A 15,071-nucleotide genomic window follows, 5' to 3' on the forward strand; every position below is an offset into this window, starting at 1 on the left:
CTTACCGGACTGGTAGCGTGGCAAACTAATTTTGCGTGAGCCCAGATACCAGGAACCCCTTTCCAGACGACGCCGTCGCAACGATTTACACCGAAGGCTCAGTTCCCGCAGCCCTGGCCGACGACCCCATTCTGGATGTACTCGACATCACCCCAGGAGCATCGGCGGCCCTCAGCCAGTTGTTACCACGGCCGACGAGGAATCTGCTCGATGAACCTGCACGGTATGTGCACTTTCCGTGGCGGCGCGCGCTGATCAGAATTCCCGGCCCGAACTCGTATCGACGACTCCGACTCGACCGCAACAGACACAAGATAACGCTCGCCGAGCACGACTGTGCCGCCCGTTTACGAATCGGAATCGTCGGCTTGAGCGTCGGTCATGCGATTGCGTTGACCCTCGCGCTCGAGGGGCTCGCCGGTGAGTTTCGTCTGGCCGACTTCGATTCTCTGGAAGTGACCAATCTCAACCGCGTCCCCGGATCGCTGGTCGATCTGGAAATCAACAAGTCTGTCGTTGCCGCGCGCCGGATCGTGGAAATTGATCCGTACGTGAGGACATATCCGTTCACCGACGGAATAACGACAGGAAATATCGACGAATTCCTCGCCGGTCTCGACCTCGTCATCGAGGAGTGTGACTCCTTCGATGTCAAGGTCCTCATCCGACAACACTGCCGGCAGCTCGGCATCCCGGTCCTGATGGAGACCAGCGACGGAGGAACCCTCGACATCGAACGCTTCGACCTCGAACCGCAGCGTCCGCTGTTCCACGGCCTGGCCGGCGACTTGAACATCGACGATCTCGTCGATCTCGACCGCGCCGCCCTCACGCCACTCGCGGTGAGAGTGCTCGAACCTGCCAAGGTCACGGCGCCGATGGCGGCCTCGGCGATCGAGCTCGGTCACACCGTCACCGCGTGGCCGCAGTTGGGTGGCGACGTCCTGCTCGGCGGTGCGACCGTCGCCGCGGCCGTACGCAGGTTCGTGCAGGGCCGGCCGCTGCCGTCGGGACGCGTGCGGTTCGACCGCGATGCGTGGCTGGACGACATCGCCGACCCCCTCGCGCTGCAGCCACCGCCGGCCTCCGCGCCGACGACGCCCGAACCGCCGCTCACCGACGGCATGTCCGGTCGTGATCTGGTCGCCTATGCGGCGTCGCGAGCGCCCTCGGCGGGGAACCAGCAGCCGTGGGAGATCATCGCTGATGAACGATCGGTGACGATCCTGCTCGACCCGACGCGAACGTCGATCCTCGATGTCGGCCACCGGGCCTCTGCCGTGGCGGTAGGGGCGGCGGCCTACAACGCCCGAGTCGCCGCCACGAGCCGCGGACTGCAGGTCGAGACTCAGATCGTCGGCGCCGGCGACAGGCTCGGCGTGCGGATCGCGTTCGACGGCGCCACGAACGCCGACCTCCCGCCTACTGTCACCGACCTGTCAGCAGTGTTGGCCCGCGGCACCCGTCGTGGACACGGTGACGGTTCTCCGATGCCCGCAGCGGATGCGGCCCGAGTGGCCGCCGCCGCCGACACCGAACACACTCGGGCTATCGTGCTGACCGATCGAGCCGACGTCGAGCACTACGCGTCCATCGCGGCACGCTCTGATCGCATCCGGTTCCTGACGCCCGATCTGCATCGCGAGATGTTCGCCGAGCTGACCGACGACCCCGGCGATCAGACCGGCATCGACATCGAATCGCTCGCCCTGCCGGCGGCGATGAAGGGAATGTTCGAGGTGCTACGGCGGCCCGAAGTGATGGCACTCCTCGACGACTGGGACGGTGGCGAGGCGTTGGGCGCCGACGCGGCGGCCCGAGTGACGTCCTCCTCCGCACTGGTCATCGTGGTGCAGGACAGCAACGATCTGGCGGCCTACACAAACGCCGGCCAAATCACCGAGCAGGTGTGGCTGACCGCCGAATCGTTGGGCTTCGCGGTGCATCCGGTGACCCCGGCATTCCTCTACGCCTCCGATGACGCGTCCGCGCGCGGTCTGTCGGACGGACACGGCGACGAACTCGCCGAGCTTCGCCGCTCGATGCTGACGGCCTGGCCGTTGCGCAACGGCGAGGCACCGACGATCGTGTTACGGCTCTCGCGCTCGACCGAGTATCCGGCGATGAGCCGACGAGAGCCGGTTGATCGCTCGGTCGCCCGGTGATCAGCCCACAACCCCCCGCAGGATCTCCATGTCCGCCACCCGCTCCTTGTGCGACCCGGCCGCCGGCGTCGCGAGCAAGCAGCCGACCCCGGCACCGCGGAAGGCCTCGACGCGTTCCGCAACCAGCGAGCGCGGACCGATCAGCGACATCGCACGCACGAGTTCGTCCGGCACGGCTTCGGCGGCCTCGGCCTTCTTCCCGTCGAGGTAGAGGTCCTGGATGATCTTGGCCTCATCGACATAGCCATAACGCTGCGCGAGGGTGTTGTAGAAGTTCTTACCGCGAGCTCCCATGCCGCCGATGTACAGCGCGGCGTGGTGGCGGACCGCCTGTAGCGCGTTCTCGACCTCCTGCTCGTCGTCGGAGATGAGGGTCGCGGCCTGCACCACGATCTTCAGCGGCGGCAGCGACGGATCGCGCTTGGCCTTACCCGCGGCCAGCGGTTCGCCGAACGCGGCATCGACGAACTCGGGGTGGAACAGGAACGGCTGGAACTCCTCGAACATCTCGGCGGCGAGCTCAGTGTTCTTGGGACCGATAGCCGCGAGCAACATCGGGATCTTGTCGCGGACCGGGTGGTTGATGATCTTCAGCGGCTTGCCGAGCCCGGTGCCGCCATCCTCCTTGGTGAGAGGGAGGGTGTAGTGCTTGCCCTGGTAGTCGGACTTCTCGCGCTTCCAGATCTTGCGGCAGATCTCGGCATGCTCGCGGGCACGCCCGACCGGATAGTCGTACTTGACGCCGTGGAAACCCTCGATGACTTGGGGACCCGAAGCGCCGATGCCGAGGATCGCCCGGCCACCGCTGATGTAGTCGAGGCCGGCCGCGGTCATCGCGAGGTTCGTCGGGGTGCGTGAGTACATGGGCAGAATTGCGGTCTGCAGTTCCATCTTCTCGGTCTTGGCCGCGATGTAACCGAGCTGGCTGACGGCATCGAAGCTGTACGCCTCGGGAACTGCGATGCGGTCGACGCCGACCGATTCGAAGTCGGCGAGGTTGTTGATGGTCTCGCGGAAATCGCCCGCGTAGTTGATCGGCATTCCGAGCGTCATCGCAGCAGTCATGGTCGGATTCTTCCACAGCTGTCGTGCGGGTCACACAGCTGCCCGAGCGCTCGATCTGCCCGGCCGACAAAGCCCTGGGGCCGCGAGCCCGCCCGGCCGGTGGCGGATTGACGGCGGCAACATGAACAACGGATGAACATATCGAGCTTCTTGGCAAACTCCCAGGTCAAATCGAACATTTCAGGCGTTCAAGGGTTAGGTGACCGGGCCTGCGGGACCGCATCATATTGAGTATGACCGGAGAGATGCTGATTCTTGTGCTGCTGGTGATCACGGCACTTGGCTTCGACTTCACCAACGGATTCCATGACACCGGCAACGCCATGGCGACATCGATCGCCACCGGCGCACTCAAGCCGAAGGTCGCCGTCGGGCTCTCGGCGATCCTGAACCTCGTCGGCGCGTTCCTGTCAGTCGAGGTCGCGGCCACCATCACCAAGGAAGTGCTGAACATCCAGCAGACCTCCGGTGACGACAAGGGCGACATCATCAGTGGCCTGACGCCCACCACCGCACTGCTGATCATCTTCGCCGGCCTCATCGGCGGCATCCTCTGGAACCTGTTCACCTGGCTCTTCGGCCTGCCGTCGAGCTCGTCGCATGCACTCTTCGGCGGCCTGATCGGCTCGGGTATCGCAGCGCTCGGGATGTCCGGCATCAACTGGCACGGCGTGTTCTCGAAGATCATCGTGCCCGCGCTACTCGCTCCCGTGATCGCCTGCCTGGTTGCCTCCTGCGGCACCTGGATGGTCTTCGCGATCACCAAGAGGATCGCCGAGAGCAAGAAGGAGGAGGGCTTCCGGTACGGCCAGATCGCCAGCGCATCACTGGTTTCCCTCGCTCACGGCACCGGCGACGCGCAGAAGACGATGGGCGTCATCGCGATGGCCCTGATCGTGACCGGTCACCTCGATGCGTCGTCGGTCAGCCACGGTCTGCCGTTCTGGATCGTGTTCAGCTGCGCCGGCATGATCGCGCTCGGCACCTACCTGGGTGGCTGGCGCATCATCCGAACCCTGGGCAAGGGCCTGGTCGAGATCAGCTCGCCGCAGGGCATGGCAGCCGAGGCATCGTCGGCGGCCATCATCCTCACCTCCAGCGCCGCAGGCATGGCGCTCTCCACCACGCAGGTTGCGACCGGCTCGATCCTCGGCTCGGGAGTCGGTAAGAAGGGCGCCCAGGTCCGCTGGGCTGTCGCGGGCCGCATGGCCATCGCCTGGGTGACCACCCTGCCGGCCGCCGGCCTGGTCGGCGCGCTCTGCTTCGGCATCGCCCACCTGCTCGGCAACGCCCTGGGTGCGGTGGTGATCTTCGGACTCCTGATCGTCGCGTCGGGCTACATGTACTGGCGCGCACAGCAGAACAAGGTCGACGCCAGCAACGTCAACGCCGAATGGGACGACTCCACCAACTCGATCATCCCGGCCGAGACCGCCGTCGCCGAAGCCAAGGCCCCGGTCGCCTGACCCGCCGCCTCTCCACTGTCGCCTGACCGGCCGCTGACGCCGTCAGACACGAAAGGACAAACCTCGATGGACATCGTCGAAGCGATCGGCAAGGTTCTGATCGTCGGACTCATCTTCGGCGCCGGCCTACCCGCCCTGTTCGCGTTCGGGCTTCGGTTCCACGCCGAGGGCGCATCCGAGACCAACGCCGACGGCACTGTGTCGCAGGGCAATCCGGCCATGCGGGCGCTCGGGTATGTGATCTTCGGCGTGGTCGGACTGCTGATCCTGCTCGGTCTCCTGTGGATCACCCGGCAGACGATCTTCTACTACACCGACATCAAGATCTTCCCGTTCGGCTACAAGTAGGCGTTTCCGTCGTCAAGGTTTGCTCAAACCAGGTCTGCTCATCATCGTCACTGTCGGGATCTTCGCCTGACCACATACAATCGCGGCAGAAGAGTCTGCGCTGCCGTCGGGGAAGAAAGGGGGCCGCATCCGTGGATCGACCACAGTTCCTCCAGCGAATCGTCGAGTGGCTGCGTGCCGGCTACCCCGACGGAGTGCCGCAGGGTGATTACATCCCGCTCGTCGCGCTGCTACGGCGCCAGTTGACGGAGGACGAGGTCCAGGAGGTCTCCGTCGACCTCATCGCCGAGTCCCCGCCTCCCCCGGAACCCATCTCCAAGATCGACGCCGCGGTCCGGATCACCAAGGTCACCCATGAACTCCCCCACGAGGCAGACATCGCCCGCGTCCGTTCCCACCTCGAGGCATCGGGATGGCCATTCGACGACAGCCCCCTTGCCTCGGCCACCCCGGACAATCCGTCGACGGACCCCGGCGACCCGCCGACGGCAACCGAGAATCCGTCGACAGCAACCGATGATCCGTCGAGCGGGCACACAAATCCCCCGACCGGGCGAGACGAGACCGATGACCCCGACGGTGATGAGTCCTGAAGACTCTCCGCGCCCTTCATTTACCTGCCCGACCCGAGGTTCTCGACCGCCTCGGTGACCTGTCCGCGATCCTCGACGGTTCGGCTGCGTTCGTACCGGTACCGGACGACCCCCGTGACGTCGCTGCGCTGCGCGACGCACTCGGTGTCGGCGAGATGATCGACGACGAGATCTCGTTGGTGGTCTCGACGTCTGGTACCACCGGAGTTCCGAAGGGCGCGCAGCACACTCCCGGCACCCTGGCCGCATCCGCCACCGCCACCGCGACTCGGCTCGGCGGTCCGGGCAACTGGCTGCTGGCACTCGCTCCGCATCACATCGCCGGTGTGCAGGTTCTGTTGCGCGCCTTGGCTTCCGGCTTCACGCCCGCGGCCCTCGACGTCACCGACGGCTTCGACCCCGATGCCTTCGCGGACGCTCTCGAGAACCTCGACGGCCCGCGCCGATACACGTCCCTGGTGCCGACGCAACTGATCAAGGTGCTCGATTCGCCACGGGCCACCGCAGCGCTACGCAACGCCGATGCACTCATGGTCGGCGGCGCCGCAACGCCGATTCCGTTGCTGCGCAGAGCTGTCGACGCCGGAGTTCCGATCACCCGCACCTACGGCATGAGCGAGACCGCCGGTGGCTGCGTCTACGACGGCGTACCTCTCGACGGGGTCACCGTGCGCATCGACGACGCGAATCCCGAAGGCGTGGGCCGGGTGATTCTCGGCGGGGCCGTGGTCGCGCACGGCTACCGCAACCGCCCCGATCATCCCGCCTTCGTCGAGCCGGGCTGGTTCCGCACCGACGACCTCGGCCACCTCGACGACGCAGGCGTCCTGTCGATCGTCGGCCGCGCCGACGAGGCGATCTCGAGCGGCGGCCTGACCATCGTGCCGCAAGTGGTGGAGGCGGTGATCCTCGACGACCCCGCCGTCGCCGAATGCGCTGTTGTCGGAGTGCCCGACGATCGGCTGGGCGAGAAGGTCGTGGTGTTCGTCGTCGCTTCTGGCACAACAACACTCGACCCCGATCAAATTCGCGGGTCGGTCACTGAGCGACTGGACCGCTACGCTGCACCGCGCGAGGTCATCGAACTCACCGAGCTTCCGACGCGGGGGCCGGGCAAGGTGGATCGTCGGGCGTTGCGGGAGCGGTACGCCCCGCGCCCATAGCCCCCGTTTCGCTTCTGGCCGCACCTGCAGCTCCTGGCCGCAGTATCAGCTCGAAGCCGGAACCCGAAGGTGCGGCCAGAACAGGGCTATTTCGACGACTCGGTGGACGAACTGGTTGCGGGCGCATTCGACGGAGTTTCGGACCATCTGCTCTCACACCGAAGCGCGATCGCCATCGGATCGTCCCTCTGCTGGTGATGTTGCTGAACGAGGTCGTCGAACCATCTGACCCCGTCGTCCCGCCTTCAGCGCGAGATCGACAGGACGGTCGGGGTCATTTTGTGATAGTCGGTAGGTGGATCGCGGCTATTGATCCACCGGCAAGAAGTCGACATCGAGTTGCTCGCCCTCGGCGTCGAGGTACCCGCGGAGCTTCGGCGGTTGATATCCCGTGACTTTCCCGGCACGTCGCGCCGCACATGACGCGACATATTCGGACCCGCGGTCGGCCTCGCCGATCGGACGGTCGAGCCGCGCGAGCAGACGGTAGAAGCCCTTCCTGGACTCGTCCAGTGCCGCGTAGGCGTTGGTCCCCTGCAGGAGACGATCGATTCGGTTGAGAACAGCGATCGGGGCTGTCGACGCCGCACCGTCGGCCGCGACGTCGCCAGAGGTGCTGCCACCGAACGTCAGTCCGTGATCGGACGCCTTCTTCATCATCCAGACGAGCGGAATGTTGCTGATTGGCGTGTTCGCATAGCCGCCCCCGACATTGCAGTGCACGCCGGAGAACCAGACCTGCTCCACTACTTGCTCTTTCGCATCCGGATTGGACAGCCAGAGGGTGGGCTCGAACGGACCTCTCTTCTCATCGATGGCCAGTGCGTGATAAGCCGCTCCGACTTTCGAGCTCAGCTTGGTGTCATGGAAAGCCCACCGACTGTTGACCTTCTTGATCAGTGGGTACTGGCCGAACGGAATGCCCAGTGATCCCACGGTGTCCCAGACACCGATGAAGCGGATATTCACGTCATCGTGCGAGTATTGCTGCCTGAAGCGCTTCGCCGCCTCACCGTCCGGAGCATTCTCCGTCCTGTCCCGGTCACGGTAGATGTTGAAAGCCTGGTCGATTTGCTTCTTGTTCTCGCGCTTCAATATCCCCACATTGCGAATGAAACCGGCGAGACTACGCGCGGTGTAGGCTCCCCGACTGAATCCGAACAAGAAGATCTCATCGCCCGGTTCGTAGTTGTCGACGAGTTCCTCATAGCCCGTCTTCAGGTTCTTCGACAGCCCCCACCCCAGGGCGCCTCCCCGGATCTTCTGCAATGGGTTCGACCCGACACCGGCAACATAGAACTTCTTCTGGGGGGTGCCATCGTCATTGAACTTCGCGATCTCCTCGAACAGCGTGACCACGTTTGTGGGATTCCGCTGCCCGAAGAAGTTCCACGTACCGTCGCAACAGACGATCAACCGCTTCGTCATAACCACCCGACCTCCTCGTGAAACTACCCACTTGCCTGGTGACTTTACGGCTCGAAACCGAAGGGCCGCGTCGAGCAAACAGTGGAATGAGCTGGATCGTTGGCTCGACCGGTCAGCTCAACGGGCCCTCAGCACCTGCCCGCGAGCCCGGCCGAATATCCGTGGGGCGCGCCCGCCGGTCGACAGCGAGTCCGCGGGACCCTGCCCGACGAGCGCAGAGCCTCGTCAGTCCTTCAGTTGATGGACAACCACGCGAGCGCCTGCTTCTTCGAACAGTCTTTCTCGATAACAAAGCCCGCATGTGAGAAACTTAACAGCGAGCCCCGCACCGGGAAGGCAGGTTGATGATGCGGGTCGAGCGACCTGAACTCGTTAGCGTCGGCAACGAAACGTTCCGTACCAGAACACAATCAGCGGCCGGTTCACACCGGACATCTCCAGAGGAGAGCAGCCATGACCATCAGTATTCGTAAGGTCGCCGTCGGCGTCGCTATCGGCGCAGCGGTGTCGATGCCGCTGGCGCCGGTCGCATCGGCGGCGCCGTCCACGGTCCCGGCGACCGCGTCACACGACGCGGCCACCATTGTCGTCCCCGACCTTCCAGTGCCCCTTCTCCCCGTTCCGCTGCTCCCCGTACCGCTGGTGCCCATCTTCCCGCTCCCGGATGTGCCGAAAGCCGTCTGCATCACGTTCGTGTGCGTACCGGTCAACTGACAGCGCCAAGGCACTGCGCCAACAGGTCACACGAATCGAAAGGGCTTGCTTAATAGCGTATTTCGTATGCGCACTTGCGCAGGCCTGGATTCGGTGCCACTCTTGATTGCTATGACTACCGGAAAGGCGGACACCGCCACCCTCGCGTGAGCGCCGTGCCGTTCCACTCATGGACTCCTGATCGAGTCGTTCTCTCCAACCCATCTGGGCAAGAGGTTGCCGACATATCGGCGATCCGCGATTTCTGGCTCGAGTACGGTCTCTCAACTCGCCGCAGCGATAGAGCCTCAGCCGAATCTGCTGTCGCACAGTTATATCGACGATCGTGCTGTGCTGAACCCGAGTTCATCTGGGTGCCGTCCCCGCGGGCCGCATCGGAACTGATCGAAGCCGAAGGCCTCGCGTCGAACATCTCACTGGCCGACGATGCCATAGCCCGACATATTGCCGGCATGATTTCCTTATCACGCGAACGTATGACCGCCCGCGTCCCGAACGACAAGTGGCAGCACTCAGATACCCGCCTGGCGATCGAGGCCGCTCGGGTCATGACGCCGGAACATGCGATAGAGGCCGGTGTGGATCTCCGCGTCGTCATTCGATCCGGTGTGCAGGACCCATTGCGCACCAGCTTGTTTGATGGGATCGCGCCTGCCATCCGGACGATAACGACGTCGTTCAGCGGGCTCGTCACCTGGTACGGACAACAGGAGGCCCACCACATCGCCGCCGGCCACGCCCTCCTGCGGTACGGGCGAGCCAGACCGTCACCAGATGATGTCGAGTTGCTGGAGATCCAGTCCACACTGGTCACCGCCACGGGCTGGTGGTGGGCGTTCGACGACGTCTGCGTGATGTCCGAACGACCGTCCGCATTGCACACCGAACCGACACCGGGCGGTGTGCACAATGAGCGCAGATTGCATCACGCAGATCGACCCGCTGTCGAGTTCATCGACGGTGCCGCGGTACACGTCCTGCACGGCACCATCGTCCCCGACTGGGTGGTGAGCGATCCCACGCCCGAACGCATTGCGCAGGAACGCAACATCGAGGTCCGACGTTCCGCGATCGAGCACATTGGGTGGGACGCCTACATCGACGCTGCCGGCCTGACCCTGGTCGATCAGGCAGACGATCCCGGCAACAGTGGATGCCTGCTGCAGCTGTATGCGACCCCGCGTGAGTGGCGCACCAACGGGAAGATCCTGCTCGCGGTCAACGGTTCTCGGGAACGCGACGGACATCGTCGTCGATACGGCCTGCAGGTACCCGGCTTTGTCCCGTCGGCGCTCGACGCCGCAGGCTGGACCTACGGCATCCGCGGCGACGACTATGCCGGGCTGGTGCGACGGACCTGACCTCGAAACCGCCCTCCACCATCCGATTCCGTTCTCGGACAACCACCAAGGTGATCACATGAACTCGACCATGACTCTCTCCGATCTCACCGAGCTCTCGGGCATCGATGTCTTCGACTATCTCGACCAGACCATCTCGATACCGGTGATCGACGGTATGCAAGCGCAGGGTGACCTCATCGTGGTGCCATGCCCGTTGCTTGCTGACGCCGTCAGCACAGTGCCGTGGACCCACCGCGTCGGGGTACCGCTGAGAGGCGTGGAGCTCCTCCGTAGTGCGGCCGGCGGCAACCCGCACAGCCTGGTCGCCGACAGCGGACGCTGCAACTGGCTGTCGCCGGTCACCGACGAAAGCGGCCTCGCCCTAGGCATTCTCGACACCGCCGTGACCGCTTACCTCATCCATCCCGAGCACGGTGCCACCGGAATCGCACCTGGACGGTATGTCATCCGCAGGCAGCGTGAGCGCAGCACTGCCGGCCTGTATGCCGTGCAGATGGTCGCGGACTGACGTGAGACCTCCCGACGGCGACGAGATCGATTGCCAGATCGGCTTCAGCGAGACCGACCCTGACGATGTGCCACGACTACTCGCAGGCGACACCGTCACCGTCTCGATCCAAACCGGACCGATAGCCCGGCTCGCCCGCCTGAATCGGCGCAGCGCCGGCCGCCCGTACCGCAGAGCAGTTGCGGTAATAGGTGCTGCCGCTGTCATCCGCTACGGGCGGAGGCGCCACGTACACCGGCTGAGTGGTGGTCGGCGGCGGAGTGTAGGCGGGCGCGGGTGTCGCTGTCCTCGTCGCGGTCTCCGACGGTTCCGGTGCCGGGCTGGTGGTCGCGATCGGGGTACCGCCGCAGCTGGAGAGAATCCGCGCCATCGCGTCCTTCTCCGCCTGCGTCACCCACAGGCGATAGAGCACTTTGACGTCAATCTGCCGGGATACGTAGGCGCAGCGATACGACTTGTTCGACGGGAGCCAGGTCGCGGCGTCACCGTCGCTCTTCTGCTGATTCGCCGGTCCGTCGGCGGCTTGCAGGTTCCGCGGATCGTTCGCGAGGTTGCGACGCTCGATGGGGCTCAACTGCTGGGCACCCTTCTGCCAGGCGTCCGAGAGCGCCACGACGTGATCGATCTGCACTGCCGACGACGTCGTCTTCCCCCGGACAAACGAAATCGTTGTGCCAGTGTATGGGTCATTCAGCGTGCCGGTTTGCACCGCGCACCCGTTGGAGCCGGACTTGAAGCTGATCGCCGTCAAGTCGCGGCGCAGGATGTCGTTGCGGGTATCGCAGCCGTTGTGGCCGCCGGCCACCGAGACGTCGTCGGTCCACGCCTGTCCGAACTGCTCACGGGAGTAACCGGTTTTCGGGGCACGGCCCTTCACAGCCAGAGTCTCGAGCTTCGCGAGCGAGCCGTCGGCGGAGTTCGCTGACACCGTGGTCGCCCCGGCGGCGGCGACAGGCCGCAATGTCGGCTCGCTCGACGACGTCGTTGTGTTTGTGGCCGCGCCCGAGGCCGTCGACGACGTGGCTACCGGTTCCGACTCACCCGGCCCACAGGCCGTGCTGATCACGACGACACCGGCCAACACCGCGACACCGGCTACGAGCGCCGTCCGGCTGTTGCGCGAGATTCCCGACTTTGACTGCGCGTTCACTTCTTCAACCCTTTGTTCCTTGGCATTCCCCACCCTGTGATCGGCGAGCGGTGTGGGGACGTTACCCAAGTCCTCGTTGCAGGCCCAGGGGCATCCCGCGACCGCCGACTCAGATCCGGCGTCACTTGGGGTGGGATCATCTCGTTGGCGCCGATACCGACTCCGACGACGGGACCGTAAGCACTGGCGGGAGTGTTTGTAACCGCATAGACAAGCCGCTTGCCGCACAGATCCAACCGTTGATCACCGAAGTACGCAGCAAATACCCGAACTCCCAGATCGCGTTGATCAAGCAGGGCCCTCGGCAGGGTTCGGACGTGTCGCGTCAACTCTTCGAATATGCATCCGCTATGTCGGCTGAAGGCGACCAGGTGATCGACGTCTACTCCGCATTCCCCAGCAGCACTGCGGGTCTCGCGGCGGTGATGCTACCCCGAGCCGGGAACGTTCTGATCTGTCGGGCGAATTCGGCCATGTCCATCACGACGCGGAAATGACTTGCGAGGCCCGTCCCGGAACTCGATGATCTCTCGGACGTCGAACTCGACGTCTTAACCCGTAGCCGCGAGGCCCGGTGGATCCAGTGGGCCGGCATGGGTTCCCACTGCGGTCCAGGCAAAGCTGACCCGCGGCTCGTGCGGGTGGAAGAAGGGATCGTGCGAATTGAATCCGCGTAGGAGATCTGCGACGAAATCCCTGACTGCGGTTTCATCGACGGAGTTCGCGGAGCGTCATCGAGCGGCATGATTCCACCTGACAAGACTGAGGCTCTTCAGTCGGACAATGCGGTCGCAAGCCTCTGGGCGATCCGCCCTTCGAGGCAATTTCATCTCGACTGATCGACGCCGATTGCCTCGGCGAAAGGGCTTGCGCGGAAGGTTTCGAACCTGTTAGACTTCGAACATACGTTCGAACAAACCGGATCCGGGGGTCCGCCACATGAGCGAGTCCGACTCCGATCATGCCCATGCGTCTGTCGATGACGGTGGTGAGGTCGATGTGGCGGCGGTGGCCGGCCAGTGGTTACCGCAGGGCATGTTCGCCGAGCATCATCCGCGCAGTCATGACGAACTGCTCGACCGACAGGCCGAATTGGCCACGGCCGCCGCGGCGTCGGTCGGTGATCTGCCCGCCGGTGAGAATGTGGTGGAGCTCTACCGTGAGCTGCACGGAATGCTCGACCGCATCGCCGGCATCGACACCACCGCCACCGGTGAGGCCGATCTGGTGGCGGTGGCCGCCGAACACGAACGCGCCGCCCGCCGGATGAGTTCGATCGGACACCGCCGGGTCATGGACGTCTGCGACCGCGACGCCCACACCGCCGCCGGCTACCGCTCACTGCACAACTTCATGGCCGAACGGCTGCGCATCGGCGACCTACGCCACCGCAAAGAACAGATGGCCGCGGTCTCGCAGATGTACAACCTGCAGGGCGAATTGCTCGCCCCGCGCTTCCCGCAGACGGCCGCCGCGCTGGCCGACGGCGCGATCGGACCCGACCACGTACACACCATCGTGAACGCCATGGCACGCATCCCGGCCGCGGTGGCACCCGGCCTGGTGGAGGCGGCCGAAGCCAGTCTGGCCTACTTCGCTCGCGACTTCTCCCCGAAAACACTCACCGACCTCGGCGCCCGCATCCTGGGCCACCTCGACCCCGACGGCACCGTGACCGATCAGCGTGACCGCGCCCGCCAACGCCGCCTGCTGCTGAGCAAACACGACGCCCAACAAATGAGCCGGCTGACCGCCACCCTGGACCCGACCACCCGCGCCATGTTCAACGTCGTACTCGCCGCCTGGGCCGCACCCGGCATGAACAACCCCGACGACACGCAATCACCCACCGGACAACGCGAACACGCCGACCCCGACACCCTCGCCGACGCCGCCGCCCGCGATGCCCGCACCCCCGAACAACGCAACCACGACGCGTTGCGCGCCCTGCTCGACTACATCCTGAAAAGCGGTGGACTCGGCGACAGTCACCGCGGACTGCCGCCACACGTGATCATCGCGATCACCGAACAGGAACTACGCGAACGGGCCGGCCTCGGCCACACCACCACCGGCGCCACCCTGCCCATCGCCGACATCATCGAACTCGCCGCCCACGCCGACCTGCACCTGGCCGTGTTCGCCGACCACACCCGCGAAGTCCTGCACCTGGGCACCGCGAAACGATTCGCCAACCAAGCCCAACGCCTGGCGCTCTTCGCCCGCGACGGCGCCCACTGCACCCACCCCGACTGCGACATGCCGTTCAGCCACACCGAAGTTCACCACGCCGAACGCGACTGGGCCGACGGCGGCCGCACCGACATCGACGCCCTCGCCGCCGCGTGTCCCACCCACAACCGCATGGTCGGACCCAAACCCGGACAATTCACCACCCACATCGTCGCCGACGGACCCGACGCCGGCCGCCCCGCCTGGACCCGCAACACCGACGGCACCCGACCACCCAACCCGCCACGCATCAACCGACGCAACCACATCGCCGACACCCTCCGACACCACCTCGACGACAGCGGACTCTCAGGTGACACCCCCGCACGCCCAAAAGAAGTGGCCCCACCCGACTACCGATACGCCGGACCCATGCGCTTCACCCGACTCGTACACGACGGCATCACAGTCGAAATCCTCACACCAGACGACCTCGACCTGGCCCGGTAAATGCGACTGCCCCACCGCCGTCACTGGATACTGGTGGGATGCGATCGATCGATCCGTTCCACGCGCTTGTCCTCCTGGGACTGCTCTTCACCAGCGGCGCATGGTGCCTGGCCCGTCCGGGACGATGGTCGGCCACGGTGCTCGTCGTGGTGGCCGGAGCGTGGATCGTGTTCAACGGACCGCTGGAGGGTCGAACGCTGTTCGTGCTCAGCGCCCGCCACGGAGTGACCGAAGGGGATGTGCTGTCGGTCGTCGGGTTCGCCATCGCAGGATGGGCGCTCTGGCAGACCGAGACTCGAGCCGGGCGACGGTGGGCGCGCGAGCGAAGAGCACGACGCAGGTCTCGCTGAGCGAATCACTCCTGGACCAGCCCGTGTGATCTGTCGTACAACGATCCGCCACTCGCACTCGAGCCGTGCACAATT

Annotated in this window: 13 protein-coding genes and 1 pseudogene; 11 read left to right on the forward strand and 3 right to left on the reverse strand. The window is 65.0% G+C overall.

Going from position 1 to position 15,071, the window contains the following annotated elements; translation table 11 throughout:
* The first annotated feature begins 35 nt into the window (after nt 1–35).
* The gene (locus OVA31_RS05800) at nt 36–2,165 is read left to right on the forward strand and encodes an Rv1355c family protein (RefSeq protein WP_267630158.1); all 2,130 of its coding nucleotides are present in this window, start codon (nt 36–38) and stop codon (nt 2,163–2,165) included.
* Here the strand turns inward: OVA31_RS05800 and OVA31_RS05805 are convergent, their stop codons facing one another.
* Nucleotides 2,166–3,230, reverse strand: a complete 1,065-nt coding sequence (locus OVA31_RS05805; RefSeq protein WP_267630159.1) for an LLM class F420-dependent oxidoreductase — start codon at nt 3,228–3,230, stop codon at nt 2,166–2,168.
* Nucleotides 3,231–3,463: 233 nt separating this feature from the next.
* Here OVA31_RS05805 and OVA31_RS05810 point away from each other — a divergent pair, with 233 nt between their 5' ends.
* The 4 genes and pseudogenes from OVA31_RS05810 to menE all read left to right on the forward strand — a co-directional run bounded on the left by OVA31_RS05810 (nt 3,464) and on the right by menE (nt 6,800).
* Nucleotides 3,464–4,696 (forward strand): inorganic phosphate transporter, encoded by a 1,233-nt coding sequence (locus OVA31_RS05810; RefSeq protein ID WP_267630160.1) that lies wholly within the window; start codon nt 3,464–3,466, stop codon nt 4,694–4,696.
* A gap of 66 nt (nt 4,697–4,762) precedes the next feature.
* Nucleotides 4,763–5,044 (forward strand): hypothetical protein, encoded by a 282-nt coding sequence (locus tag OVA31_RS05815; RefSeq protein WP_267630161.1) that lies wholly within the window; start codon nt 4,763–4,765, stop codon nt 5,042–5,044.
* A gap of 131 nt (nt 5,045–5,175) precedes the next feature.
* Nucleotides 5,176–5,469 (forward strand): annotated as a pseudogene (locus tag OVA31_RS05820) (DUF3349 domain-containing protein); the annotation flags it as partial.
* A 164-nt stretch (nt 5,470–5,633) separates the two neighbouring features.
* Nucleotides 5,634–6,800: an o-succinylbenzoate--CoA ligase gene (gene menE / locus OVA31_RS05825; protein ID WP_267631417.1), complete on the forward strand. Its 1,167-nt coding sequence runs from the start codon at nt 5,634–5,636 to the stop codon at nt 6,798–6,800.
* A 306-nt stretch (nt 6,801–7,106) separates the two neighbouring features.
* Here menE and OVA31_RS05830 read toward each other — a convergent pair whose 3' ends face one another.
* A complete protein-coding gene (locus OVA31_RS05830; RefSeq protein ID WP_267631418.1) occupies nt 7,107–8,228 on the reverse strand; it encodes a DUF2235 domain-containing protein in 1,122 nt (373 codons plus the stop codon).
* Nucleotides 8,229–8,681: 453 nt separating this feature from the next.
* Here OVA31_RS05830 and OVA31_RS05835 point away from each other — a divergent pair, with 453 nt between their 5' ends.
* From OVA31_RS05835 to OVA31_RS05845, 3 genes are all read left to right on the forward strand, one after another.
* Nucleotides 8,682–8,942, forward strand: coding sequence for a hypothetical protein (locus OVA31_RS05835; protein ID WP_267630162.1), 261 nt, complete (start codon nt 8,682–8,684; stop codon nt 8,940–8,942).
* 146 nt (nt 8,943–9,088) lie between these two features.
* A complete protein-coding gene (locus tag OVA31_RS05840; RefSeq protein ID WP_267630163.1) occupies nt 9,089–10,303 on the forward strand; it encodes a DUF6745 domain-containing protein in 1,215 nt (404 codons plus the stop codon).
* Nucleotides 10,304–10,361: 58 nt separating this feature from the next.
* The gene (locus OVA31_RS05845) at nt 10,362–10,814 is read left to right on the forward strand and encodes a hypothetical protein (RefSeq protein WP_267630164.1); all 453 of its coding nucleotides are present in this window, start codon (nt 10,362–10,364) and stop codon (nt 10,812–10,814) included.
* A gap of 76 nt (nt 10,815–10,890) precedes the next feature.
* Here OVA31_RS05845 and OVA31_RS05850 read toward each other — a convergent pair whose 3' ends face one another.
* Nucleotides 10,891–11,742 (reverse strand): GmrSD restriction endonuclease domain-containing protein, encoded by an 852-nt coding sequence (locus OVA31_RS05850; protein WP_420714143.1) that lies wholly within the window; start codon nt 11,740–11,742, stop codon nt 10,891–10,893.
* A 1-nt stretch (nt 11,743) separates the two neighbouring features.
* Between OVA31_RS05850 and OVA31_RS24745 the strand changes: the two genes are divergently transcribed.
* From OVA31_RS24745 to OVA31_RS05860, 3 genes are all read left to right on the forward strand, one after another.
* A complete protein-coding gene (locus OVA31_RS24745) occupies nt 11,744–12,004 on the forward strand; it encodes a hypothetical protein (protein WP_420714144.1) in 261 nt (86 codons plus the stop codon).
* An 899-nt stretch (nt 12,005–12,903) separates the two neighbouring features.
* Nucleotides 12,904–14,646, forward strand: a complete 1,743-nt coding sequence (locus OVA31_RS05855; protein ID WP_267630166.1) for an HNH endonuclease signature motif containing protein — start codon at nt 12,904–12,906, stop codon at nt 14,644–14,646.
* 38 nt (nt 14,647–14,684) lie between these two features.
* Nucleotides 14,685–14,996: a hypothetical protein gene (locus tag OVA31_RS05860; protein ID WP_267630167.1), complete on the forward strand. Its 312-nt coding sequence runs from the start codon at nt 14,685–14,687 to the stop codon at nt 14,994–14,996.
* Nucleotides 14,997–15,071 lie beyond the last annotated feature (75 nt).

This window comes from Gordonia sp. SL306, from assembly GCF_026625785.1.
Lineage (GTDB): Bacteria > Actinomycetota > Actinomycetes > Mycobacteriales > Mycobacteriaceae > Gordonia.